The organism is Rhizobium arsenicireducens (assembly GCF_964021225.1).
Genome location: NZ_CAXHYK020000001.1, coordinates 3,400,833 through 3,422,500 on the forward strand (window position 1 = coordinate 3,400,833; position 21,668 = coordinate 3,422,500).

Below are 21,668 nucleotides of genomic sequence, written 5' to 3' on the forward strand. Positions count from 1 at the left end.
ATCGCAAAGCCGCTTCCATGACCTACCCCCAGATGCTTGTCTTCGCCATCCTGGCCGCGACCATGGCGCTGTTCCTCTGGGGGCGGTTTCGACACGACATTGTAGCGCTGATGGCGCTGATGGCCTGTGTCGTCGCGGGGCTGATTCCGGCCGCTGACGCCTTCGCGGGCTTTGGCCATCCGGCGGTGATCACGGTGGCCTGCGTGCTGGTCCTCAGCCAAGGGCTGCAGAATACCGGTGCTGTGGACCGGCTGGCCCGCGCCGTACTACCGCGCGAGACCGGCCGGCTGGCCAGCATGGCCGCCCTGATGGGGTTGGGCGCGCTGCTGTCAGGATTCATGAACAATGTGGGTGCGATGGCGCTTCTGATGCCTATCGCCGTGCAGCTCTCGAAGAGGCTGGGTCTGGCACCGGGACAGGCGTTGATGCCGCTCGCCTTCGGCACCATCCTGGGCGGCATGACCACGCTGATCGGCACGCCCCCCAACCTTATCGTCTCCGATTTTCGGGAAGAGGCAGGATTGGGGCATTTTGCCATGTTCGATTTCGCCCCCGTGGGTGTGGCTGTGGCACTGGTGGGCGTGGCCTTCGTCGCCGCGATCGGCTGGCGCCTCGTTCCTGCGCGCAAGTCGGCGGCCAACGGCGGATTCGAAACGGGGTCCTACCTGACCGAGGTGCGCGTACCGGAAGCCAGCAAGGCGGCCGGGCTGACCCTGCGGGCTTTTGAGCGCGAGATCGAGGACAGTGGTGCGCAGGTCGTCGGACTTGTGCGCAACGAAGTGCGCATGATCGCCCCCCACGGCGGACGGCGCATCCGCGCGGGCGACATCCTAGTGCTGGAGGCCGATGTTGACGCGCTGGCGGAAGCGCTGTCGGTTTTCGGCATCAAACTGGAGGAGCAGGTGTCTTCCTCCGAAGAGAAGGACAAGAAGGAGGGAACGCCAGCGAAGGAACCATCGCAAGCGGCCCGCACGGATGGGGGCAGGGAGGGTAAGGCCGAGGAAAGCCCGAAGCGCGACGAAGATATCGTGCTGCGCGAGCTGGCAGTACTACCGGGATCCACCATCGTTGGACGTTCGGCCAGCGATTTGCGGCTGCGCACGCGCTACGGGCTTAATCTGCTGGCCGTCTCACACGAAGGACATCCGCCAAAAGCGCGGCTGCGTACGCTCAAGCTCAATTCCGGCGACCTATTGCTGATGGAGGGGCCGGCCGAGGTGATGACCGACTTCATCAGCGATACCGGTTGCGTACCGCTGGGCGAACGCGAATTGCGCATCCCTGACAAGCGCATGGCGATCATCGCGGGCGCGATCATGCTGGGATCGGTCGGCATCGTCACGCTGGGACTGCTGCCTGCGCCCGTGGCCTTCACTTTAGGCGTAATCGTCTCGATGCTGTTGCGCACAGTGCCGCCACGACAGGTCTATACTGCCATCGACTGGCCGGTGATCGTTCTGCTGGCGGCGTTGATCCCGGTAGCCGGCGCGATGCAGGTCACGGGGGCGGCGGACGTGTTGGCACGTTTCCTGGTTGAAACTGTCGCGCAAGGCAATGCGGTCGCCGCACTGGCCGTGGTCCTGGTCACCACTATGTTCCTGTCGGACGTGATGAACAACGCCGCGACCGCTGCAGTGCTGTGCCCCATTGCTATCGGAATCGCCGGCGCCCTCGGCGTCAATCCCGACAGCTTCCTCATGGCGGTGGCGATCGGCGCCTCTTGCGCCTTCCTCACCCCCATCGGTCACCAGAACAACACCCTGATCCTCGGCCCCGGCGGCTTCGGCTTTGGCGATTACTGGAAACTCGGGCTGCCGCTCGAAGTGCTGGTGGCGGCGGTCAGCATTCCGCTGCTGCTAATCGTATGGCCACTGTGAGACGCCGGTATCCTCGAAGAGGACCGACGAGGCAACGCTCTCGCTGTTCTTTTTCGTCGCAACCAACAATCGCCTAGTACCGACCTTCCGGACGCTCTTGCCTGTGGCGGGAAGGCGCCGCGCGCGATGTCACGCAAGAGCCACTTTCATTCATCTCCCTCGGAGGTTAGGTTAAGCAGTGGCGTCTGTTGGGTCCATGTCAATTTGTGTCCGTCAGCAGGTCTGGCTTGTGCGAAAACCACGCGGCCCACTGCGACCTGTCAGAGAACAACGAAAGCGGGGGATGATGGAGCGCGAAACGCGCATCGGTCATATCGTCAGACTCGGCGGTGGAATCGCCGATATTCGGTTCGACGGGGATCTGCCGGCGATCACGAACCGGCTGGTGACGTTGACCGATCCTGAAATCGTCATCGAGGTCGCCAGCCTGCCGAGCGAGACAATCGCCCGCGGGCTCATCATGAACCCCTCGTCCGACCTGCGCATTGGCCTTGCCGTGCGCGACACCGGCGGCCCCATTGACGTTCCGGTAGGTGAGGCGGTGCTGGGCCGGATGTTCAATCTCTTCGGCGAGACGATCGACAATGGCCCGCCCCTGGGTGAGATGCTGCGCCGACCGATCCTGCGCGCGCCCGTTCCCCTGACCGACCGGCGGGTAGAAGGTACGATCTTCGAGACCGGGATCAAGGCGATCGACCTGCTCAGCCCGCTGGAGCGCGGCGGCAAGGCGGGGCTTTTCGGCGGCGCGGGTGTGGGTAAAACGGTGCTGATTACCGAAATGATCCATAACATGGTCGCCGAATACGACGGGGTCAGCCTGTTCTGCGGGATCGGTGAACGCTCGCGCGAGGCGGAGGAACTGTATCGCGAGATGGGAGAGGCCGGCGTTCTGGACAACACGGTAATGATGTTCGGCCAGATGAACGAGAGCCCCGGCGTTCGGTTTCGTGTGGGCCACGCGGCACTGACGATGGCCGAATATTTCCGCGACGATATGCGCCGCAACGTGCTGGTGCTGATCGACAACATCTTCCGCTTCGTGCAGGCGGGCTCCGAGGTGTCGGGCCTTCTGGGCCGCATTCCGAGCCGGGTGGGCTATCAGCCGACGCTGGGTACCGAGTTGGCCGATCTGGAGGAGCGCATCTGCTCTACCAACCGGGGCACGATGACCTCGATCCAGGCCGTCTATGTGCCTGCCGACGACTTCACCGACCCAGCGGCCACGCACACCTTTGCCCATCTCTCGGCCTCGATCGTGCTGTCGCGCAAGAAGGCGTCCGAGGGGCTGTATCCCGCGATTGACCCGCTGCGTTCCTATTCGCGGATGCTGACACCCGGAACCGTCAGCCCGCGTCACTACCGCGTCGCACGTGCGGTGCGCACGACGTTGGCCGAATACGAAGACCTTAAGGACATCATCGCCATGCTGGGCTTGGAGGAACTGTCCGAGCGCGACCGGGCCACCGTCAGGCAGGCCCGTCAGTTTGAGCGCTTCCTGACCCAGCCGTTCTTTTCCACCGAGGCGATGACCGGCAATCGGGGCCGCTTCGTCACGTTGGAGGAGACGCTCGACAGTTGCGAGCGCATCCTCTCGGGTGAATTCGGGGACCGGGACGAGGGCGATTTCTACATGATCGGGTCGATCACGGACCTAGTGGAACCATCGGGAGAGAGCGATGCGGCTTGAGGTGATAACCCCCATGGCAATCTGCGTGGATCGTCCGGTGCGGCGCGTGGTGGCCGAGGCGCCCGATGGGCATTTCGGAATGCTTCCGGGCCATGTCGATTTCGTCAGTGAACTGGTGCCGGGCATATTGCTCTATGAAACCGCAGAGGGCGCCGAACGCTTCGTCGCAGTCAATTCCGGCACTCTGGTGAAATGCGGCGACGAGATACGTGTTGCGGTGCGCGGTGCGGTCGAGGGCGACAATCTGGCCGAGTTGCGGGCAAGAGTGGAGGCCGATTTCCGCAAGCGCGATGAGGATGAGCGCGAGGCGCGCACGGCGCTGGCGCGCCTCGAGGCCAGCATGATCCGCCGCTTCCGCGACTTGGGGATGTGATGGACATGACCGGTGAACGCCGCGGCGAAACGGAGACTGAAACGGAAACCATCGCGCGCAAGGCGCAGCGGATGGAGGAATCCCGAAAGCGCCGCCGCGAGAGCGCGTGGTACGGGCTGGGCATGTTCGGGCTGGTGGGCTGGTCCGTCGCAATTCCCATCGTTGCGGGCATTGCGCTGGGAATCTGGATCGACCGGCGCTGGCCGGGCGAAGTGTCCTGGACGCTGACCCTCTTGATCACCGGCGCGGCAGTCGGCGCGATGAACGCGTGGTATTGGGTCCAGCGGGAGGGACGCGATGACTGATCGGGACAGACAGTTCGGCGGAGGGCCACGATGAGCGTTTCGGTGCTTTCGCTTCTTGTCGCCGCGCTAGCGGGGGCCGCGCTCGGTGGCGCCTATCTGGGCCTACTGTGGTTGGCCGTACGGCGGCTGCCGCAGGATCGGGGCGGCGTACTGGTCTTCGTCGGGCTCGGGCTTGCGCGCGGCGCGCTCTTGCTCGGCGCATTGGCCGCAGCAGCCGTGCTTGGAGTCCCGGCGGGAGGGATTGTTGCCGCGCTGGCCGGGTTCGTCGCCGTACGGTTCGCCGCGACGCGTCTCATGGGTCGCGGAACGCCGGGAGACGCTTTATGGAAATAAGCCCCGACGCCTGGGTTCTCTACGAATGGCGAGGCGTTCAGCTCAACGCCACGATCGCCTTCACATGGGTCGTGATGGCACTGCTGATTCTCGGCTCCTGGGCCGTCACGTCGCGGTTGAGCGAGGGCGAAACCGTCTCGCGCTGGCAGGCGCTACTGGATGTGATCATCTCGGCCATCCGCGGCCAGATCGATGAGATCGGCGCCGACGATCCTGATCGCTACCTTTCGTTCATTGGGACGCTGTTTCTGTTCATTGCCACCGCAAACGTACTGGCGCTGGTGCCGGGCTTCCAGCCGCCCACCGGTTCGCTCTCCACGACGGCGGCGCTGGCGATTTGCGTGCTGATCGCAGTGCCGCTTTTTTCGATCGGGAAGCGGGGGCTCGGAAATTATCTGCGCACCTATCTGCAACCGACGCCACTGATGTTGCCCTTCAACCTCGTGAGCGAGGTCTCGCGCACCATTGCGCTGGCCGTGCGCCTCTATGGCAATGTCATGAGCGGAACGGTGATCGTCGGTATTTTGATCAGCGTCGCACCCTTCTTCTTTCCGGTCGTGATGCAGTTGCTTGGTCTGTTGACCGGCCTGATCCAGGCTTACATCTTCGCGATCCTCGCGATGGTCTATATCGGCTCGGCAAGCCGCAGCCAGCGCGAGCCCGACCACCCGGCCGCGATAAAGGAAACAGAAGGAAGAGGAGACTGATTATGGATGCAGCAACATGGGTTGCGGTGATCTCGATCTTTACCGCCGGGCTGACCATCGCCATCGGCTCGATCGGCCCGGCACTGGCCGAAGGGCGCGCCGCCTCGCAGGCCCTTCAGGCAATCGCGCAGCAGCCCGACGCCGCCAACACGATCACGCGGACCCTGTTCGTCAGCCTCGCGATGATCGAATCCACAGCAATCTACTGTTTCGTGGTGTCGATGATCCTGATCTTCGCCAACCCGTTCACAAACCTCGCCGTCGTAACCGCCACACAGGGTCCGGGAGGCTGATCCCATGCAGATCGACTGGCTGACCGTCGCGGCGCAGATCGTCAATTTCCTCGTTCTCGTCTGGCTGCTGCAGCGGTTTCTCTACCGCCCCATCACTCAGGCCATGGCCCGGAGGGAAGAGCGTATCCAGACCCGGCTGTCCGAGGCGAAGGTCGCACGCGAAGAGGTCGAGGCCGAAACAGGCCGTTTGCGGGAACAGCAGCAGGCGCTGGAGGCAGAGCGGGAAGAGATGCTGAGCAAGGCCCGGCAGGAGGCCGCCGCCCTGCGCGCCCGACTGGAGGATGACATCCGCGAGGAGATAGAAGTCAAGCGCAGCACGTGGCAGGCGCATCTACAGGACGAGCGCGAGGCCTTTACCGCCCAACTGCGGCAGCGCGCCGGCCATCAGGTGATCGACATCGTCGGGCGCGTGCTCAAGGACTATGCGGGCAGCGACCTTGCCGGACAGGTGGCCGGCACCTTCGCCGACCGCCTCGCTGCACTCGACGCCGGCGAGCGGGAAAAACTGTCGGCCGCCGCGAGCCGTGCACAGGGCCCTGCTCGCGTGGAAAGCTCCGTCGTGCTCCAACCGGGTGCTCGAGGCCAGATTACCCGCGCGATCCGCGACTGTATCGCCCAGGAAATCGAGGTCGATTATACCGAGGATGACCATTTGCTGCTGGGCATCCGCCTGACCATCGGCGAGCAAATGGTCGAATGGTCCGCCTCGCGGTTCCTGCACCGGCTCGAAACAACGCTCGACGAGGTGATCGAAGGCAGCGGCCATCAGGGCAGCGGCCGCGCGCCGGCCACAGGCTGAGGGGGACATGATGACCTTCGACAATCTGCACGTCGGTCTCTTCGCGCCGCTCGAAGACGCGCTCACCCGGGTCAGCCCTGCAATAGAGCGAGCCGAGATCGCCCACATCGTGTCGGTGGGGAATGGTGTGGCGCAGGTCGCGGGCTTTACCGACTTGCGCGCAGATGAGCTTCTGGCCTTCTCCGGCGGCGTGATGGGGATCGCTTCGAACCTGAGCGAGGATCGCGCGCAAGTCATCGTTCTGGGCGCGACTATGAGCCTGCGACCAGGCGATCCGGTGCGCCGCACGGGTCAGGTGGTCTATGTGCCGGTGGGTTCTGCTCTGATCGGTCGGGTGGTGGATGCACTGGGTCGACCGCTCGATGGAGGCAATCCCATCGACCCGGAAGGTTTCCTGCCTATCGAGCAGCCGGCCCCCCCGATCATGCATCGCGCGCCGGTGCAGGTACCGCTACAGACCGGGATCAAGGCGGTCGATGCCGCGATCCCCATCGGCCGTGGCCAGCGCGAACTAATCCTGGGCGACCGCCAGACGGGCAAGACCGCCATCGCCGTCGATGCGATCCTCAATCAGCGTGATACTGGCGTGATTTCGATCTACTGCGCCATCGGCCAGCGTGCCTCGGCCGTGGCGCGCGTCATCCAGAGCCTGCGCGAAGGCGACGCTATGGACCGTACCATCGTTGTCGTGGCCAGCGGCGAGGATGCGCCGGGACTGCAATTCGTCGCCCCCTATGCCGCGACCTCCATGGCCGAGCATTTCATGGCCGAGGGTCGGGACGTGCTGATTGTCTACGACGACCTTACCCGCCACGCCCGCGCCTACCGCGAGCTGTCTCTCCTGTTGCGCCGCCCGCCCGGGCGCGAGGCCTATCCGGGAGACATCTTCTACATCCATTCTCGCCTGCTGGAACGCGCCACCCAGCTGCGCGAGGAACATGGGGGCGGCTCGCTCACCGCCTTGCCGGTGGTCGAAACGCAGGCACAGAACATTTCCGCCTACATCCCCACCAACCTCATTTCGATCACCGACGGGCAGGTCTATCTGTCCCCCTCTCTCTTTGAGAAGGGGCATCTGCCGGCCATTGACATCGGCACCTCGGTAAGCCGGGTGGGCGGCAAGGTGCAACTGCCCGCCTTCCGCGCCGTCGCGGGCAATCTTCGGCTAATGTATGCGCAGTTCGAGGAGCTGGAGACCTTCGCCCGATTCGGCACCCAGCTCGACGCCGAAACGCGCCGCAAGCTGACCCGTGGTGTGCGGGTGCGCGAGGTTCTCAAGCAGCGCGAGCACGACCATATCGAGGTGCCCGAGCAGATCGCGACGCTGCTGGCAGCGACGGAGGGCCTGTTCGACGATCTGGCGCCAGAAGCCGTCGCCGAGGCCGAACGGACGGTGCGCGAGGCCATGCGATCACAGGCGCCCGGTATCTGCGCCCGCATCGTGGAGGGTGCGAAGCTGGACGACGAGGATCGTAGAGCGCTGATCGAATTGATGCGCGACGCACTCTCGGCGCCAGATCAAAAGGGAGCGGACGATGGACACGCTTGAAAACCTGTCCGACGCGCTCAAGACGACGGGTGACATTCAATCCATCGTGCGCACGATGAAGGCCCTTTCCTCGGTCAGCATCCGGCAATACGAACACGCCGAAGCGGCGATGGCGGATTACGCTCGAACCGTCGAGCTGGGCCTGATGGCGCTTTTGCGCCAGCGCTGGCAAGCTGGCCTGCCCCTGCGAGGCGCCGACAGCGGGACCGCGCGCGAGGTCATGATCGTGATCGGTTCGGATCGCGGGCTTTGCGGTGGCTACAACGACAAGATCACCCGCTTTGCCCAAGCCCGGATGGAGGATCAGCCAATGGTTCTGGTGGTCGTGGGCGGGCGCGTTGCGGCCCGGCTCGAAGCGGGTGGGCGGCGTGCCGATACAATTCATACCCTGCCGGGCTCGGTCGAAGGATTGTCGCGGCTGGTCCAGACCATAATCGTAGAGGTCGACCGCTGGATGCAGCTCGAGCGGGTCGGGCACGTCTGGCTTTTGCACAATCGTCGCGAGGGCCGTAACACGGCAAAGCCGCAAGCTCACCGGCTACTGCCGTTGCCCGACAGCTATCTGCGCAAGCTGTCCGAGGCAGACTGGCCAGGTCGGTCGCTGCCGCTGTTCCGGATGGATCCCGACCGGCTCATGTCGTGGCTCGTGCAGCAGCGGCTTTTCGTTGTGATCTATCGCGCCCTGGCCGAGGCGCTGGCCAGCGAACACGCCTCGCGGCTTGCTGCGATGCAGGCCGCAGAGCGCAACATCGAGGAGCGGCGCGACGACCTGCGCCAGCTTTACCGCCTCCGTCGGCAAGAGACAATTACCCGCGAACTTCTTGACCTAGTGTCAGGTTACGAAGCCATCCGCACGGAGGATTGAGCAGGCACGTGCCGAGTGACGTTCCCGAGCGGCGCGTGCCATCGGCGGTCCCAAAAACGGCCAGCACTTGACCAGGCTTAGGCCTCCCACCGAGGGGCTGTCTGCGGTCATCCGCCCGAAGCCCGTTGACCTTACGGGCGACGGTTGCGACAAGAGGGACATGGAACAGCCGATCAGAATCGACTCCGACTATCTGACCCGTCACCTGAAGGCGCTGCTGGAAATATCGAGTCCGACCGGCTTTACCGACGAGGCCGTGCGCTACACGGCGAGCGAACTGGAGCGGCTCGGCCTCGAGGTGAAACTGACCCGCCGAGGCGCCATCCGGGCGCTGAGACCGGGTGCTGCGACCCGTCCCGCGCGAGGCATCGTTTCCCACCTCGACACGCTCGGCGCCCAGGTCAAGGCGCTCAAGGAAAACGGCAGGCTGGAACTCGTCTCCATCGGCCACTGGTCGGCCCGGTTTGCAGAAGGCGCCCGGGTTTCGGTCTTTTCCGCGAAAGGAACCTATCGCGGCTCGATCCTGCCTCTCAAGGCGTCGGGCCACACCTTCAACGACGAGGTCGACACCCAGCCGGCCGGCTGGCCCCATGTCGAGTTGCGCGTCGATGCGCTCGCGCGCAACCACAACGACCTCGTCCAGCTCGGCATAGACGTCGGGGACATTGTCGCGATCGACCCGCAACCAGAATTTCTGGAAAATGGCTTCATCGTCTCCCGCCACCTCGACGACAAGGCGGGCGTGGCCGTCATGCTGGCCGCGCTCGAATGCATGCAGCGGCTGAATATAGCAACGCCGGTCGATACCTACTGGCTGTTCACGATCGGTGAGGAAGTCGGCGTCGGCGCATCAGCGGCGCTGGTTCCAGAGATCGCCTCCCTTGTCGCCATTGACAACGGCACGACGGCGCCCGGGCAGAACTCCCAGGAATTCGGCGTGACGCTTGCCATGGCGGATCAGACCGGGCCCTTCGACTACCACCTGTCGAAGAAGCTCCACCAGCTCTGCCGCGAGTACGACATCCCTGTCCAGAAGGATGTCTTTAGATACTACCGTTCCGACGCCGCCTCCGCCGTGGAGGCGGGTCACGACGTCCGAACCGCGCTCCTCACTTTCGGCCTCGATGCCTCGCACGGCTATGAACGCATCCATCTTCACGCATTGATGTCGGTCGCCCGCCTGACCATCCACTACGTCTCCAGCGAGGTGCAAATCGAGCGCGACGCCGAGGAGGTGTCGGGACTGCGCGGCTTCACCCGTCAGGAGGTCCAAGAGGCCGAACAGGTTCTGAAGGCTAACGAACAGAACGCGCCCTAACTAGCCTTGGTGGCTCGCCTGAGATTCGAATGCGGTTTCCGCGCCGGTTTAATCTGGACGCTGATAGTATCCCAATCTTGCTGTCCGACCGCATGCTGCCCGAGGATCACCCGAGCTATCCCACCGAACCCTCCCCCTCTCCTTCAACTTCTCCTCCGTCGTCGCAAACTGACACCGGCGCGACCGATCTACGCCGAGGCGCTCGCTGCTGCTCAGGCGATCGAATAGGAGGGCAGGGGGAACATCTGGCCGCGCCGAGCATTCTAGTATCATCGCATCGGGGCCGCGGATCATCCACGGCCCCGATGCCTTTCCATGGTACCAACAACGGAGGTTTTGACCCGTTTCATGTGTGGAATATGCGGAGAAGTCAGGTTCGACGGGGGCTCGCCGTCGGTTTCGGCAGTCTCGATCATGGCGGATGTTCTCGCCCCTCGCGGCCCGGATTCCTCGGGAATCATGGTTCGCGAAAATGTGGGACTGGGGCATCGACGATTGCGCATCCTCGATCTCTCCGAAAAGTCGCAGCAGCCGATGGTCGATCCCGAACTCGGTCTTACCCTCGTCTTCAACGGCTGCATCTACAATTTCCGCGAACTGCGGGCTGAGCTCGAGACCAAAGGCTACCGCTTCTTCTCCGAGGGAGACACCGAGGTCATACTCAAGTCCTGGCACGCCTGGGGCGAGGAATGCGTTTCCCGCTTCCACGGCATGTTCGCATTCGTCATCCACGAGCGCGACACCGGCCGCGTCGTGATGGCCCGCGACCGCTTCGGCATCAAGCCGCTCTACCTGGCGCAAGTCGATGGCGCCCTGCGTTTCGCGTCGACCCTGCCGGCAATCGTCAAGGCAGGCGGCGTGGACACGTCGATCGATACCGACGCCCTGCACAATTACATGACGTTTCACGCGGTCGTGCCGCCGCCGCGCACCATCCTTGCCGGCGTCAGCAAACTGCCGCCGGCCACGATCCGCGTCTACGGGCGCGATGGCATGTTCAAGGACCACCGTTACTGGGATCCGGCCTACCATCGCCGGCCGGAGGACCGGGCCGTCTCACGCGAGGAATGGCAGGAGCGCCTGCTGGATGCGCTGCGCATTGCCGTCAAGCGGCGCATGGTGGCCGATGTTCCCGTTGGCGTCCTTCTCTCGGGGGGCGTCGATTCCAGCCTGATCGTTGGCCTTCTCGCGGAAGCCGGCCAGACGGGACTGATGAGCTTTTCGGTCGGCTTCGAGGAGGCGAACGGCGAGAAGGGAGACGAGTTCGTCTATTCCGATCTCATCGCCGCTCATTTCGGCACCGATCACCACAAGATCTTCGTGCCCTCCGCCGATCTTATGGGCGCGCTGCCCGGCACCATCGCGGCCATGTCGGAACCCATGGTCTCCTATGATAATGTCGGCTTCTACCTGCTGTCGAAGGAAGTCTCGAAACACATCAAGGTCGTGCAGTCTGGCCAGGGTGCAGACGAGGTCTTTGGCGGCTATCACTGGTATCCACCGCTCGTGAACTCCAACGACGTGGTTTCCGACTACGGCCGGGCCTTCCGCGACCGCTCGCATGAAACGCTTTCGACGCAGCTCTCCGAGAAGGCCTTCGGCAGGAGCGACGTCAGCGGCGAATTTCTCGCCGAACACCTCCTGCGCAAGGGCGCCGACACCCCGGTCGATCAGGCGCTTCGCCTCGACAGCAACGTCATGCTGGTGGACGATCCCGTCAAGCGCGTGGACAATATGACCATGGCTTGGGGCTTGGAAGCGCGCGTGCCCTTCCTCGACCATGAACTGGTGGAGCTCGCCGCCCGCATTCCGCCAGACGAAAAGCTGCGCGACGGCGGCAAGGGCATCCTCAAGGACGTGGCGCGCAAAATCGTTCCGAGCGAAGTGATCGACCGCAAGAAGGGTTACTTCCCCGTACCTCAGCTCAAATATATCGACGGTCCCTATTTGGAGATGATCCGCGACGTGCTGGGTTCGCAGAAGGCCAGGGAACGTGGGCTCTTCCGGCAAGCTTATCTCGAACGCCTGTTCAGCCGGCCCTCGGACCACCTCACGCCTCTGCGCGGCTCGGAACTCTGGCAAGTGGGCCTTCTGGAGCTGTGGCTTCAGGAACAGGGAGTGTAAGATGGAAAAGGACGGAGAAATGGCATTGCCGCGCTCGCGGACTAAAGGAACAACAGCCGTGAGCCACCGCCTGAAGCGGCTTCGGACCCAGGCTCGGCCGGGACAGCATCTCGGACCGGCCGAGACTTCTACGACCCGGAAGGACGTGACGTTGGACTGCGGCTGGGGGCGGCTGCTCTTTTCCCAGACCTTCGACGATGCTGCCCTGCTCTGCGAATTGCGCGGCGAGGCTCCCTCGAGCCGCGACATCGCCTTCTACGTCAACGAGCCGCATGTGCTGCTGTCGCTGGCCCCGCAGGAGATATTCCTCGATCCCTCGCATACCTACCGCCTCGATCTCTCGACCTACCGCGCCCGGTCCCGCCCCGCACGGGGCATCACGATCCGCCGTCTCGCGACGGAGGCTGACGCCGAGGCCATCAACCGTGTCTATGCCGCCTGCGGCATGGTGCAGATCCGGCCGGACTTCTTCTCCTCCGAGCGGGACAACCGCTCGCTCAGCTATTTTGTGGCCCAGGACGACGCGACCGGGGAGATCGTCGGCACGGTGACTGGCATCGACCACCAGCGGCTGTTCGACGATCCCGAGGGCGGCGCCTCGCTCTGGTGCCTCGCGGTCCATCCGCAGGCGCGCCAGCCTGGGATCGGTGAAAAGCTTGTACGAAAGCTTGCTGAGCACTTCCAGGCGCGGGGCCTTGCCCATGTCGACCTGTCCGTCATGCACGACAATGAGCCGGCGAAAAAGCTCTACGAGAAGCTGAACTTTCGTCGTGTGCCGCTCTTCGCCGTCAAGCGGAAGAACGCGATCAACGAAAAGTTCTTCGCGATGCCGCACCAATCCTACGAGGCCCTCAACCCGTATGCGCGCCTGATCGTGGACGAGGCGACGCGGCGCGGCATCCACGTTGAGATCACGGACGCCGAGGGCGGTTTCTTCCGCCTTTCCCATGGCGGCCGGTCCATCCATTGCCGGGAAAGCCTGTCGGAACTGACCTCGGCGGTTGCCATGTCGATCTGCGACGACAAGGCCATCACCCGCCGGGTCGTGACCGCCGCGGGTCTTTCCGTTCCGGACCAGATCCAGGCAGGCTCGGACCGAAAGGCGCTTGAGGCTTTCCTCGAAAAACACGGCAAGGTCGTGGTCAAGCCGGCACGCGGCGAACAAGGCCGCGGCATCGCCGTCGGCATCACCACCATGGAAACGCTGGAAGAGGCGATCGAGGCCGCCAGCCGGGTCTGCGATCGCGTCCTGCTTGAGGCCTGTTTCGAAGGGGTCGACCTGCGTCTCGTCATCATCGACTACAAGCTGGTTGCCGCCGCGGTGCGCACCCCGCCGCGCGTGATCGGCGACGGCCGCACCGCGATCCGAGAACTCATCGAACTGCAGTCGCGCCGCAGAGAGGCGGCGACCGGCGGGGAAAGCCGGATTCCGCTCGACGCCGAAACGGAGCGCTGCCTTGCCGAGCAGGACCTCGCCCTCGACACGGTCCTCGAGGATGGGCTTGAGATCACCGTTCGCAAGGCCGCCAATCTCCACACCGGCGGGTCCATTCACGACGTCACGGAGACCGTCCATCCGGACCTCGTCGAAGCCGCGTGCTCGGCCGCCCGGGCGATCGACATTCCGGTGGTCGGCATTGACTTGCTGGTCAAGGATCCGACGGAGCGCGACTATGTCTTCATCGAGGCGAACGAGCGGCCGGGGCTTGCGAACCACGAGCCGCAGCCGACCGCCGAACGCTTCGTCGAACTTCTCTTCCCTGGCAGCCGCAGCGGACGGTAGGGCTGGCGCTCATGCCCCGGCAAGAATGATCATCGGCTTCCGGGGGGTGGGCGGACGTCAAGCGGGCTTAGTCCTTGCCAGCGACAGTGTTTCGTTTCTATCTCCGCCTTTCCTCCCGGTACCCTGCTTAGAACTCAAGCGGCATCGTGCTCGTGATAGGATTCTTGCCAGATCGGTTGCGTGGGAGGGTGAGGCCGTGGCCGGGAATGTCATGCATGGTGGAGACCCGCTCATTTCACAGCTGCGGCAGCCCGTTCGGCGGCTACAAACAATCCGGGAACGACCGCGAGGGACACGTTGGGCTGGATTGCCAAGACTTCCAATTCGATCACCCGAGCGGCAGTGCAGGTGGTTTTCGACGAGGCCGTGATGCAAAGGTCTTCGTGACGTTGTTATCCCCACCCACCGCACTGGCAAGAGTGGGTGGATTCCGACCCGCTGCCGACCGTAATGTTACGTAATCCACCCATCAGGTCTGGAAAAATGGGGAGGTCGGCGGGCCGGCGCCGCTGCCTGCATTGCTTTGATTCTCGGTAAGGGTTTCGGTTGCACGCGATCCCTGTTCGTGAGGATACTCGGGTCAAGCCTAAGTGAGGATTTTGGGAGGATTCAATGCACAAGTCTATTCTTGCTGCGGTCGGTACCGTGGCTCTGTTCTTCAGCTCTCCAGTCGCCGCTCAAGATAAGAGTGACTGGCCGGGCAGCATGACCATCGGCACGGCCAGCCAGGGTGGAACCTACTTCATCTATGGTACCGGTCTTGCGGGTCTCATAACCGAGACGCTGGGCATCAACGCTTCCGCAGAAGTTACAGGTGGCCCCGTTCAGAACGCCACGCTTATTGAAACCGGTGACCACCTGATGGGTCTTGTCACGATGGGTCCAGCCTACCAAGCATGGACGGGCGCCAGCGAACTGGCACCAGGCGTCGAACACAAGAAGCTGCGCGCGCTGTTCCCGATGTACCAGACGCCATTCCAGGTGGTGGCGCTCAAGTCTTCCGGCATCAATACTGTGGCTGATCTGGACGGAAAGCGCGTTTCAGTAGGCCCGGCCGGTGGGACAGCTGCGACCTACTGGCCCCGTTTCTTCGAAGCGGCCGGAGTAGCGCCCAATGTCTCTTTCTCGGGCGCTAACGATGCCACCGGGCAAGTCAAGGACGGCCTCATCGACGCCTTCGCCTTTGCGGCCGGCGTACCCATCTCGGCCTTCGCGCAGATTGCTGCTGAAAATCCGGTGAACATCTTCGGTTTCACCGCTGACGAGCAGAAGAAGATCCTAGAAGCCATGCCGGAGCTGGCTGCCTTCCAAGTGCCCGGTGGGCTCTACCAGGGCTTCCCCGACCCGCAAGGCACTGTCAGCCTTTGGAACTTCGCGGTGGCCAACGCCGAAATGCCGGAATCGCTTGCCTATGAGATCACCAAGCTGGTGATGGAAAGCAACGATCGCATGATCCAGATCCACGCCACGGCCGCCGAAACAATCGCCCAGAATATCGAAAAGAACACGTTCCTGCCGTTCCACCCGGGCGCCGTGCGCTACTTCGAGGAAAAGGGCATAACGATCCCGGCCGAATTAAAGGGCGAATGAGCGCCCTCGGCCTTTTGCCTGAAGCGAGTGGCGTCCATTCGACAGTGCATGCCTCGAGTTGAAGCGTTGAGCGGCAGCCGAGAGCTGCCGCCGGCTTCGTGCCTCATTCGGTATTCTTTTCGGGAAAGATAACCATGACACATGTTGACACGGCTACTGCGCCCCAAGGCACAGGCCCAATCCTGGCGCGCAACGTTGACGAGGAACCAGTTGCGAGCAACCAGAGGCTTCATACCGGTTGGTTGAACAAGGCGATCATCGTCCTCTGCATCGCCTACACGACTTTCCATATCGGGGTCATGAACCTCTATCCTCTGGAAACCTGGACCTATCGCCTCATTCATGTCTGTGGCGGCCTGTTTCTCGGCTTCCTCATCTATTCCGCCGCGCAACTGCCGCACGACGAAGAAGTCAAGGTCTCCCGCCGTCATCCGCTTGAGTGGCTGTTGATGGCCGCCGGAATTGGCGGGATAGGCTACGGTTTCGCGATGGTCACCTACGCTTGGGCGGGCCACTGGCTGGCCGGTCTTGCGCGGCCGCCGGCTTTCGTCTTCACGACGTTTGGAATTCCCTTGGCCGTCGGCTCTGTCGCCGCGCTATTCGCGACCTGGTTCTTCCCTGATCGAAACAGGAGCCGCATCCACTGGGCGGATTATGCCCTTGGCGTCGCGGCGATCGCCGTTCTTGGCTATATCCTGTTCAACGTCGGGCCGCTTCGCCTGCGCGCAGGCACGGCACTCGCCCAGCCGGCGGATTTCTTCGCCGCGCTTGTGGGTGTATTCCTGATCCTCGAGGTAACACGGCGTGTCGCCGGTCTGGCGCTGGTCGTTATAGCCTCAATCTTCATCCTCTACGCGTTCACCGGACCCTACCTGCCTGGGTTCCTCGCCCATCGCGGATATGATGCCCCTCGCTTCTTCACCTATATCTTCACCGACCAGGGCATTCTGAGCGATCCGGTGGCGGTATCATCGACTTACATCATCCTGTTCATCACGTTTGCGGCATTCCTGCAGGCGTCCAAAGTAGGTGATTATTTTGTCAACTTCGCCTTTGCTGCGGCGGGCCGCGCGCGCGGAGGTCCGGCAAAGGTCGCAGTCTTCGCCTCTGGTTTGATGGGCATGATTAACGGGACGTCGGCAGGCAACGTGGTATCGACGGGGTCCTTGACCATACCGCTGATGAAGAAAGTCGGCTATCCGGCCAAGACAGCCGCTGCAGTCGAGGCGGCAGCCTCCTCGGGTGGGCAGATCATGCCGCCGATCATGGGTGCGGGTGCCTTCATCATGGCCGAGGTGACCGGCATTCCCTATACCGATATCGTGATTGCGGCGATCATTCCATCGGTACTCTACTTTGCTTCGGTCTATTTCATGGTCGATCTCCAGGCCACCAAACTTGGCATGAAGGGTCTTTCGAAGGAGGAACTCCCGATCTTCAAGGAGCTCCTCAAGCAGGTCTATCTCTTCATCCCCATTATCATCCTGATCTATACGCTGTTCGCTGGCTATTCCGTCATCCGAGCCGGCACGGTGTCGATGGCGGCGGCGGCAATGGTCAGTTGGCTGACGCCGCACCGCATGGGACCGCGGCTTTTCGCCAGAGCCCTCGACCTGGCAGCACGCATGTCGATCCAGCTTGTCGCGGTTTGCGCCTGCGCAGGCATTATCGTCGGTGTGATCGCATTGACCGGTGTCGGCGCGCGGTTCTCCAGCCTTCTGCTCGGCATCGCCGAACAGAACCAGCTTTTGGCGCTGTTCTTCGCCATGTGCATCGCAATCGTGCTCGGAATGGGCATGCCGACGACGGCCGCCTATGCGGTGGCGGCGGCTGTGGTGGCGCCGGGTCTGGTCAATCTCGGCATTCCGGTTCTCACCGCGCATTTCTTCGTTTTCTATTTCGCAGTCATGTCAGCGATCACGCCGCCAGTGGCGCTGGCAGCCTATGCGGGGGCGGCCTTATCAGGATCGGATCCCATGAAGACATCTGTCGAGAGCTTCAAGATCGGCCTTGCCGCTTTTGTCGTTCCGTTCATGTTCTTCTATTCACAGGCATTGCTAATGCAGGGCACCTGGATGGAAATCCTGCATGTATTCGTGACCGCAAGTGTTGGGATCTACATGCTCGCCGCAGCGGTCCAGGGCTGGTACTTCGGCCGCATGGGCGCTGCACTGCGCGTGGTCCTGCTTTTTGGAGCACTCGGCATGATCCAGGGCGGATTGATCTCGGATGCAATCGGTCTCGTCATCGGCCTTGCGCTCTTTGCCTACCAGAAACGCTTGGTTACCCCATCCGTGATTGCTCGCGGATCCGACTGAATTGGCGACCGTCGCGGCCGGGCCTTTACGGGGGGCAACGTCACAGAAACAAAAAAACTCCTCGATTGCTCTGATCCCCAAAAACTGGACCGTTCATAGCTGGAGTTTTCCGCGATAACTTCCCGGTTGGGAAAAGGAGCGGAAGCATGAAGGCATCGAAGTTCTCGGACGCCCAGAAGGCGTTCATTTTGAAGCAGGGCGACGACGGCGTGCCGGTGGCGGAGATTTGCCGGAAGGCGGGGATCAGCCAGGCAACCTATTTCAATTGGCGCAAGAAGTATGGAGGGCTGCTGCCCGACGAGATGCGCCGATTGAAGGCTCTGGAAGATGAGAATTCGAGATTGAAGAAGATCGTCGCGGATCTGACGCTGGACCGCGAGATGCTGCAGGACGTCATCCGGCGAAAGCTCTGAGGCCTGTCCGGAAGCGCAAGCTGATCGACGGGATGCTGGTGGATTGGGGCATATCAATCCGACGGGCCTGCAAGGTCCTGAGGTTCGATACATCGACCTACCACTACAAATTCCGCCGCACCGGACAGGCCCCACTCGAACGACGCATCAAGGAGATTTGCGAGAGACGCGTGCGGTATGGCTATCGGCGCGTCCATGTGCATTTGCGCCGAGATGGCTGGAAGATCAACATGATTGGAGCCGGATGAACAAACGATCCAGTGAATCGTTTGTCCGGCGGAACGACACGCAAGATTTACAGCGAGTTAGGGCTTCAACTGCGCAACAAGCATCCGAAGCGTCGGCTCAAGGCAAAGCTCAGGGAGGATCGCCAGGAGGCGGTCGGACCGAACGACGTCTGGGCGATGGACTTCGTTCACGACCAGCTCGCGACAGGCAAGAAGCTGCGCATCCTGACCGTGGTCGACACCCACTCGCGCTACTGCCCTGCAGCCGATGCACGCTTCACCTACCGCGGCGAGGATGTGGCCCGGACACTGGAAGGCATCTGCCGGAAGACCGGCTATCCGAAGACGATCAGGGTGGACAATGGCAGCGAGTTCATCTCCCGGGATCTCGACCTGTGGGCCTATGCCAACAACGTCACCCTGGACTTCTCACGGCCTGGCAAGCCGACCGACAACGGCTTCATCGGAGCATTCAACTGCGAGCTACGCGCGGAGTGTCTGAACGCCCATTGGTTCCTGACCCTTGCGGATTCGCGCGAAAAGTTGGAGACTTGGCGTCGATACTACAACGAGGAACGTCCTCACTCGGCGATCGGATACAACGTCCCGATTGCCCTGCATAATCCCGGTGGCGCAACCAGCCAGCCATCGTGATCAGAGCCGGAAAACTCTAATTCCCGGCGGTCCAAAGTTTGGTCCCAGAGCAGGAGCTATCCGTCATTGGCCGGTGGGCCTCTATCCTCGCCTCAATGCAGGCGTTTCAAGAATACAGCGCAGGTGTGCGTCAACAGCACGCAAACGAGTTCGCCCGCCGGGTTAGGGCGGGTGAGTTCAAGGGAAGCGAAGAGAAGTTGGGTTATCTGAACCGGTTTCGGGCTGTCCTCACTGAGGAGGAAGCTTCATGGCGGCGGTTACAAGTTTCAGTGGTTGCGGGGGCAGGATTTGAACCTGCGGCCTTCAGGTTATGAGCCTGACGAGCTACCGGGCTGCTCCACCCCGCGTTATTGTTTGAGCGCCGGGCATTGCCCGTTTTTTTGTTTGCCGGTGCTCGAAGGCATTTGCCTTCTGCGGGCCGGCGGGGGCTGCTCCACCCCACGTTATGCTTTGATCGACGACTATTCGAACGCAAGAGGGCCGCTTTGCGAGCGGCCCTTGGTCGGCGATGGGCCGTAGAGATTTTGGATGAGAAGATGTTTGTTTTGCACTTAGCAGACCTGGCAGCGACCTACTCTCCCGCGTCTTGAGACGAAGTACCATTGGCGCTGGGGCGTTTCACGGCCGTGTTCGGAATGGGAACGGGTGCGGCCGCCCCGCCATGACCACCAGGTCGGCTAAGGGCAAAACATTGAGAAGCTGGTAGAGGCGTTTGCCTCGTTTGTCTTTTAGAACACGTCTTTTTTCTTCTGATCGGGCGTCGGAGCGAAGCTCCGCAAGGCCAAGCGGCCGTCGCACCTGATGGTGCGGCCCGTCCGGAGCGAAGCGGCAAAGCCGCGACAGCGTCAGGACAGAAGAACAGCATCATCATCGCGCCTTGAGGCGCGCTGATGAGCATGGTCAATGAGAACGATCAAGCCAATCGAGCTATTAGTACCGGTAAGCTTCATGCATTGCTGCACTTCCACACCCGGCCTATCAACGTGGTCGTCTTCCACGGCTCTGATAGGGAACACTCGTTTTCAGGTTGGTTTCCCGCTTAGATGCCTTCAGCGGTTATCCATTCCATATATAGCTACCCTGCTATGCCGTTGGCACGACAACAGGTCCACCAGAGATATGTCCATCCCGGTCCTCTCGTACTAGGGACAGATCCTGTCAATATTCCTACACCCACGGCAGATAGGGACCGAACTGTCTCACGACGTTCTGAACCCAGCTCACGTACCGCTTTAATTGGCGAACAGCCAAACCCTTGGGACCTGCTCCAGCCCCAGGATGCGATGAGCCGACATCGAGGTGCCAAACAACCCCGTCGATATGGACTCTTGGGGGTCATCAGCCTGTTATCCCCGGCGTACCTTTTATCCGTTGAGCGATGGCCCTTCCACGCGGGACCACCGGATCACTATGACCGACTTTCGTCTCTGCTCGACTTGTCAGTCTCGCAGTCAGGCGGGCTTATGCCATTGCACTCGACGACCGATTTCCGACCGGTCTGAGCCCACCATCGCGCGCCTCCGTTACTCTTTCGGAGGCGACCGCCCCAGTCAAACTACCCACCATACACTGTCCCGGATCCGGATAACGGACCGCGGTTAGACATCCATGACGATAAGGGTGGTATTTCAAGGATGGCTCCACGAGAACTGGCGTCCCCGCTTCAAAGCCTACCACCTATCCTACACATGCCGACACGAATGCCAGTGTAAAGCTATAGTAAAGGTGCACGGGGTCTTTCCGTCTGACCGCAGGAACCCCGCATCTTCACGGGGAATTCAATTTCACTGAGTCTATGCTGGAGACAGCGGGGAAGTCGTTACGCCATTCGTGCAGGTCGGAACTTACCCGACAAGGAATTTCGCTACCTTAGGACCGTTATAGTTACGGCCGCCGTTTACTGGGGCTTCGATTCAAAGCTTGCACCTCTCCTCTTAACCTTCCAGCACCGGGCAGGCGTCAGACCCTATACGTCGTCTTGCGACTTCGCAGAGCCCTGTGTTTTTGATAAACAGTCGCTACCCCCTGGTCTGTGCCACCCCACCTTACTTGCGTAAAATGGGGTCACGCTTCTTCCGAAGTTACGCGTGCAATTTGCCGAGTTCCTTCAGCATAGTTCTCTCAAGCGCCTTGGTATACTCTACCTGACCACCTGTGTCGGTTTCGGGTACGGTCTATAGGGTGGAGCTATTTCCTGGAACCGCTCCACAGCACATTCAATCCAATAAGAATGTACCATTTGTGCGATCCGTCACTACCACCAGGCCCACGAATATTAACGTGGTTCCCATCGACTACGCGTTTCCGCCTCGCCTTAGGGGCCGGCTAACCCTGCTCAGATTAACTTTAAGCAGGAACCCTTGGTCTTTCGGCGAGGGAGTTCTCACTCCCTTTATCGTTACTCATGTCAACATTCGCACTTCCGATACCTCCAGGGCCCCTCACAGGTACCC

Annotated in this window: 15 protein-coding genes, 1 tRNA gene, 2 rRNA genes and 1 pseudogene (1 of these 19 only partly in view); 16 read left to right on the top strand and 3 right to left on the bottom strand. The window is 62.0% G+C overall.

The window, feature by feature from the left end; translation table 11 throughout:
* The first annotated feature begins 17 nt into the window (after window positions 1–17).
* The 16 genes and pseudogenes from ACWPVA_RS16860 (at window position 18) to ACWPVA_RS16935 (ending at window position 19,215) form a co-directional block, all read left to right on the top strand.
* The gene (locus tag ACWPVA_RS16860; RefSeq protein WP_454288777.1) at window positions 18–1,877 is read left to right on the top strand and encodes an SLC13 family permease; all 1,860 of its coding nucleotides are present in this window, start codon (window positions 18–20) and stop codon (window positions 1,875–1,877) included.
* Between the two features lie 283 nt (window positions 1,878–2,160).
* Window positions 2,161–3,564, top strand: coding sequence for a F0F1 ATP synthase subunit beta (gene atpD, locus ACWPVA_RS16865; RefSeq protein WP_454288778.1), 1,404 nt, complete (start codon window positions 2,161–2,163; stop codon window positions 3,562–3,564).
* A 13-nt stretch (window positions 3,565–3,577) separates the two neighbouring features.
* On the top strand, window positions 3,578–3,937 hold the full coding sequence (locus ACWPVA_RS16870) for a F0F1 ATP synthase subunit epsilon (protein WP_454288779.1): 360 nt from the start codon (window positions 3,578–3,580) through the stop codon (window positions 3,935–3,937).
* Between the two features lie 5 nt (window positions 3,938–3,942).
* Entirely contained in the window at window positions 3,943–4,242 is a 300-nt protein-coding gene (locus ACWPVA_RS16875; protein WP_454288780.1) for an AtpZ/AtpI family protein, read from the top strand.
* A 30-nt stretch (window positions 4,243–4,272) separates the two neighbouring features.
* Complete coding sequence (locus ACWPVA_RS16880; protein ID WP_454288781.1) at window positions 4,273–4,575, top strand: N-ATPase subunit AtpR; 303 nt, start codon at window positions 4,273–4,275, stop codon at window positions 4,573–4,575.
* On the top strand, window positions 4,566–5,282 hold the full coding sequence (locus ACWPVA_RS16885; protein ID WP_454288782.1) for a F0F1 ATP synthase subunit A: 717 nt from the start codon (window positions 4,566–4,568) through the stop codon (window positions 5,280–5,282). Before ACWPVA_RS16880 ends, ACWPVA_RS16885 begins: the two co-directional genes overlap by 10 nt.
* Window positions 5,283–5,284: 2 nt before the next feature.
* Complete coding sequence (locus ACWPVA_RS16890; RefSeq protein ID WP_454288783.1) at window positions 5,285–5,575, top strand: F0F1 ATP synthase subunit C; 291 nt, start codon at window positions 5,285–5,287, stop codon at window positions 5,573–5,575.
* A 4-nt stretch (window positions 5,576–5,579) separates the two neighbouring features.
* A complete protein-coding gene (locus ACWPVA_RS16895; protein ID WP_454288784.1) occupies window positions 5,580–6,374 on the top strand; it encodes a F0F1 ATP synthase subunit B family protein in 795 nt (264 codons plus the stop codon).
* Between the two features lie 10 nt (window positions 6,375–6,384).
* Window positions 6,385–7,923, top strand: coding sequence for an alternate F1F0 ATPase, F1 subunit alpha (locus ACWPVA_RS16900; protein WP_454288785.1), 1,539 nt, complete (start codon window positions 6,385–6,387; stop codon window positions 7,921–7,923).
* A complete protein-coding gene (locus tag ACWPVA_RS16905) occupies window positions 7,910–8,788 on the top strand; it encodes a F0F1 ATP synthase subunit gamma (protein WP_454288786.1) in 879 nt (292 codons plus the stop codon). The genes ACWPVA_RS16900 and ACWPVA_RS16905 overlap by 14 nt, the downstream gene beginning before the upstream one ends.
* 160 nt (window positions 8,789–8,948) lie before the next feature.
* Window positions 8,949–10,106, top strand: coding sequence for an osmoprotectant NAGGN system M42 family peptidase (locus ACWPVA_RS16910; RefSeq protein ID WP_454288787.1), 1,158 nt, complete (start codon window positions 8,949–8,951; stop codon window positions 10,104–10,106).
* Window positions 10,107–10,454: 348 nt separating this feature from the next.
* Entirely contained in the window at window positions 10,455–12,230 is a 1,776-nt protein-coding gene (locus tag ACWPVA_RS16915; RefSeq protein WP_454288788.1) for an N-acetylglutaminylglutamine amidotransferase, read from the top strand.
* 1 nt (window position 12,231) lies between these two features.
* Window positions 12,232–14,013, top strand: coding sequence for an N-acetylglutaminylglutamine synthetase (gene ngg, locus ACWPVA_RS16920; protein ID WP_454288789.1), 1,782 nt, complete (start codon window positions 12,232–12,234; stop codon window positions 14,011–14,013).
* Window positions 14,014–14,625: 612 nt separating this feature from the next.
* Window positions 14,626–15,603: a TAXI family TRAP transporter solute-binding subunit gene (locus ACWPVA_RS16925; protein ID WP_454288790.1), complete on the top strand. Its 978-nt coding sequence runs from the start codon at window positions 14,626–14,628 to the stop codon at window positions 15,601–15,603.
* Window positions 15,604–15,737: 134 nt separating this feature from the next.
* The gene (locus tag ACWPVA_RS16930) at window positions 15,738–17,921 is read left to right on the top strand and encodes a TRAP transporter permease (protein ID WP_454288791.1); all 2,184 of its coding nucleotides are present in this window, start codon (window positions 15,738–15,740) and stop codon (window positions 17,919–17,921) included.
* A 146-nt stretch (window positions 17,922–18,067) separates the two neighbouring features.
* Window positions 18,068–19,215, top strand: a pseudogene (locus ACWPVA_RS16935) (IS3 family transposase).
* Between the two features lie 270 nt (window positions 19,216–19,485).
* On the opposite strand, the gene ACWPVA_RS16940 reads toward ACWPVA_RS16935, so the two are convergent.
* The 3 genes from ACWPVA_RS16940 to ACWPVA_RS16950 form a co-directional block, all read right to left on the bottom strand.
* A tRNA-Met gene (locus ACWPVA_RS16940) sits at window positions 19,486–19,562 on the bottom strand.
* A 211-nt stretch (window positions 19,563–19,773) separates the two neighbouring features.
* A 5S ribosomal RNA gene (rrf, locus tag ACWPVA_RS16945) occupies window positions 19,774–19,888 on the bottom strand.
* A gap of 236 nt (window positions 19,889–20,124) precedes the next feature.
* Window positions 20,125–21,668 (bottom strand): 23S ribosomal RNA (locus tag ACWPVA_RS16950) (it continues 1,258 nt past the right edge of the window).

Coding starts and splice junctions, on each gene's coding strand:
- ngg (WP_454288789.1), top strand. CDS start 12,232: ATGGAAAAGGACGGAGAAATGGCATTGCCGCGCTCGCGGACTAAAGGA.
- ACWPVA_RS16915 (WP_454288788.1), top strand. CDS start 10,455: ATGTGTGGAATATGCGGAGAAGTCAGGTTCGACGGGGGCTCGCCGTCG.
- ACWPVA_RS16910 (WP_454288787.1), top strand. CDS start 8,949: ATGGAACAGCCGATCAGAATCGACTCCGACTATCTGACCCGTCACCTG.
- ACWPVA_RS16880 (WP_454288781.1), top strand. CDS start 4,273: ATGAGCGTTTCGGTGCTTTCGCTTCTTGTCGCCGCGCTAGCGGGGGCC.
- ACWPVA_RS16860 (WP_454288777.1), top strand. CDS start 18: ATGACCTACCCCCAGATGCTTGTCTTCGCCATCCTGGCCGCGACCATG.
- ACWPVA_RS16890 (WP_454288783.1), top strand. CDS start 5,285: ATGGATGCAGCAACATGGGTTGCGGTGATCTCGATCTTTACCGCCGGG.
- ACWPVA_RS16905 (WP_454288786.1), top strand. CDS start 7,910: ATGGACACGCTTGAAAACCTGTCCGACGCGCTCAAGACGACGGGTGAC.
- ACWPVA_RS16870 (WP_454288779.1), top strand. CDS start 3,578: ATGGCAATCTGCGTGGATCGTCCGGTGCGGCGCGTGGTGGCCGAGGCG.
- ACWPVA_RS16900 (WP_454288785.1), top strand. CDS start 6,385: ATGACCTTCGACAATCTGCACGTCGGTCTCTTCGCGCCGCTCGAAGAC.
- ACWPVA_RS16925 (WP_454288790.1), top strand. CDS start 14,626: ATGCACAAGTCTATTCTTGCTGCGGTCGGTACCGTGGCTCTGTTCTTC.
- ACWPVA_RS16885 (WP_454288782.1), top strand. CDS start 4,566: ATGGAAATAAGCCCCGACGCCTGGGTTCTCTACGAATGGCGAGGCGTT.
- atpD (WP_454288778.1), top strand. CDS start 2,161: ATGATGGAGCGCGAAACGCGCATCGGTCATATCGTCAGACTCGGCGGT.
- ACWPVA_RS16875 (WP_454288780.1), top strand. CDS start 3,943: ATGACCGGTGAACGCCGCGGCGAAACGGAGACTGAAACGGAAACCATC.
- ACWPVA_RS16930 (WP_454288791.1), top strand. CDS start 15,738: ATGACACATGTTGACACGGCTACTGCGCCCCAAGGCACAGGCCCAATC.
- ACWPVA_RS16895 (WP_454288784.1), top strand. CDS start 5,580: ATGCAGATCGACTGGCTGACCGTCGCGGCGCAGATCGTCAATTTCCTC.